The sequence below is a fragment of the Nesterenkonia aethiopica genome (assembly GCF_039534665.1).
GTDB lineage: Bacteria > Actinomycetota > Actinomycetes > Actinomycetales > Micrococcaceae > Nesterenkonia > Nesterenkonia aethiopica.
Map to the genome: position 1 here is coordinate 101,947 of NZ_BAAAVT010000015.1, position 2,332 is coordinate 104,278.

The 2,332-nt window shown below is 59.9% G+C and carries 3 protein-coding genes; all 3 read right to left on the bottom strand.

Translation table 11 applies throughout. From position 1 onward, the window contains the following. Positions 1–1,227: hypothetical protein (locus ABD658_RS11945; protein ID WP_344744630.1), on the bottom strand; the 1,227-nt coding region annotated here is incomplete at its 3' end. A 348-nt stretch (positions 1,228–1,575) separates the two neighbouring features. Beyond that, positions 1,576–1,932, bottom strand: a complete 357-nt coding sequence (locus ABD658_RS11950) for a hypothetical protein (RefSeq protein WP_344744633.1) — start codon at positions 1,930–1,932, stop codon at positions 1,576–1,578. Positions 1,933–1,950: 18 nt separating this feature from the next. Beyond that, positions 1,951–2,142, bottom strand: coding sequence for a TetR/AcrR family transcriptional regulator (locus ABD658_RS11955; RefSeq protein ID WP_344685975.1), 192 nt, complete (start codon positions 2,140–2,142; stop codon positions 1,951–1,953). Positions 2,143–2,332 lie beyond the last annotated feature (190 nt).

Sequence of the window (2,332 nt, forward strand, 5' to 3'; positions counted from 1 at the left end):
CTCGGTGCCGTCCTCGGTGCCGGAGTCCTCCTCACAATGGAGACCACCGGGTGACACGTCGGCCGAAACGTCTGCACGCATTACGCCGAGTTCAATGCTCCCAAGGCTCCCCAGAAACGGCACATCCAGGAGTTGCAGGTCCCCCTGCAGGCCACCCATCGTGCCAGAGGCGTGGGTTCCATCAGCAGCCTCCTGAACGTTAGTGAGCCCCTCATAGGACAATTCGCCGCTGATGAGGTTCAGAAGAGGCGCGGCAGCTGTACCTTCGAAGAGTTCGTCAAGTTCAAGCGAGAGGCCCGGCTCCAGGACCAGGGCAGCGTCGTCGCCAATCCAGATCGCCATATCGGGCATCTCAGACACCGTGAAACTTGCACCGTCCGGGTGGCCGTTGGCGTGCGCGACAACACGTCCAACCTCGCCCTGCGTTTCTCCGCCCCAAGAAACGCCGACCTGCCCTCCGAAGAGCTGAACATCAGCAAAGTTCCATGTAGACTCTGTCTCGACCGCAAGACCGCTCGGACATGTCGCATCGCCATTCGGAACTAGACGCACTTCATTAGCGCTCTGCCCCAACTGAGCACTTGCCACAGGAAAAAGTGCCCCCAGATCCGGCAGGCCAGGGAGATTCGGCAGATCCAATCCAGTGATGAGATCAACCTGACCCGTGTTACTCCACGAGTCCGCGACAACCCCGCCGTTCATGAGAACATCATCTGTCCAGGCAGTGGATCCGCCACCAGTGAGCGCTTCCAGATTGCCGAGGAACGGAATATTGAGGTTCCCAAAATCGTTCTGATCCGCGTCTTGCTCACGAACCGTAGTCGAGTATGCCTCAGCATTCACAATATTGATCGGCACACCAATGGCACCAACGCCAAGCGGAGCGGCCCTGCTATAGGCGCGAGACTCAGGGTCGTCAGCGATGGCTGCCGGAACCGCATAGTCTCCGGCCGCAGTACCTGAGTAGCCGCTAAGGCCCTCCGAGTCCGCGACCGACACAGATTCGCTGATGTTAGCACGCACGTTGACAAGATCGTTCACAACCCCAGCAGCAGCGAATGCACCGTAATTGCGAGCAGCTCCAGCGAACGAACCCTCCTCTAGGTCAGCAGCCGCCGCCTGAGGTATCGGCCCCATCAGAGCAATTGCAACGGCAGCGACGGCACCCACGCCGCCGCGACGCCTAATTGTTGCCGCGTCGGGCAACATTCTTTTCGGTTTCTTCATAGATCCCCTCAAGGATTACCCTCAGCCGAGGGTGCGTTATCCGGATGCACCACTTCCGTGGGACAACCACGCCAGCTAATGCGAGTCAGCAGAACGGAACTAACTACAGAATCTGTGTACCACTACCAACGCATAGCATACACCCAGGCGCCTCAGGAGCGAGACACAGCTTGGATGCTACCCGACGCACCAAGTGATCGCAACCACTCGATGAACCGACCCGGATTTATGAGCCGCACTGGGTTTCTTGGAGACTCTGGTCTGCCCTGAGTTCCGTGGCGTCATCATTTCTAGTTGTTGTTGGCCAGGAGGTTGTTGACGCGCACATTCGTAGGACTGAGAGCGGGCTTACTGAAGTATCCGGTCGACGAGTTCGTTAACTGCGGCTTCGACAGATAGTCCCGTGTCGAGCGGCGCGGTGAGGTGGTCGAGCATCAGTCCGTCGATGGCGTAGTGGAACAGGGCGATCTCGGTTCGTCCTCCGGGCAGGCCAGAAGCGTCATTGAATGCGACATCCTCCTGGAATGCTCGCTGTCGCCACGCTCCGAGCGTTGCGGCGACTGCGGGGCGTCGAGCAGCCTCCAACCGCAGCTCGAAGAGGGCAAGCGACACATGCGGGTCAACGCTGAGTCGTCGCACGACGTCTCGCAGGTAGTCGGCGAAGAGTGCGCGGTCAGGGGACCGAGCGCCACGGGAAGGAGCGATGTCGGGATCGGGTGTGAGTCACTCTCCGATGCGGTCGACGAGTGCAGATATGAGATCGTCGCGAGTCGGGAAGTAATTCGACGCGGTGCCGCGCGGAGTGCCGGCTGCGGCGTCGACAGCTCGGTGGGTGAGTCCGCGGGCTCCTTCCTGAGCGAGCACACGGATCCCGGCGTCGGCAAGAGCGGAGCGTCGTTCGTCGTTGCGGGCCATGTCGCCCATGCTAGCCAAACCACGACTGCTGTTGTAGTTTAACTACGACAAATGTCGTGATTGGAGACATCATGCGAGAGCTCGTCTATTACGGGCTCTTCGCGTTTGAGGGTGTAGAAGCTGGGACGCGCGCCGGAGTCGGCGTGGCGGTGGATGGATAGAAGTCGAGGCCTTCCGATGATGGAGGTTC

Bases quoted from the DNA above. Each gene is read 5' to 3' on its own strand.
- ABD658_RS11955 (WP_344685975.1), bottom strand. From the start codon at position 2,142: ATGGCCCGCAACGACGAACGACGCTCCGCTCTTGCCGACGCCGGGATC.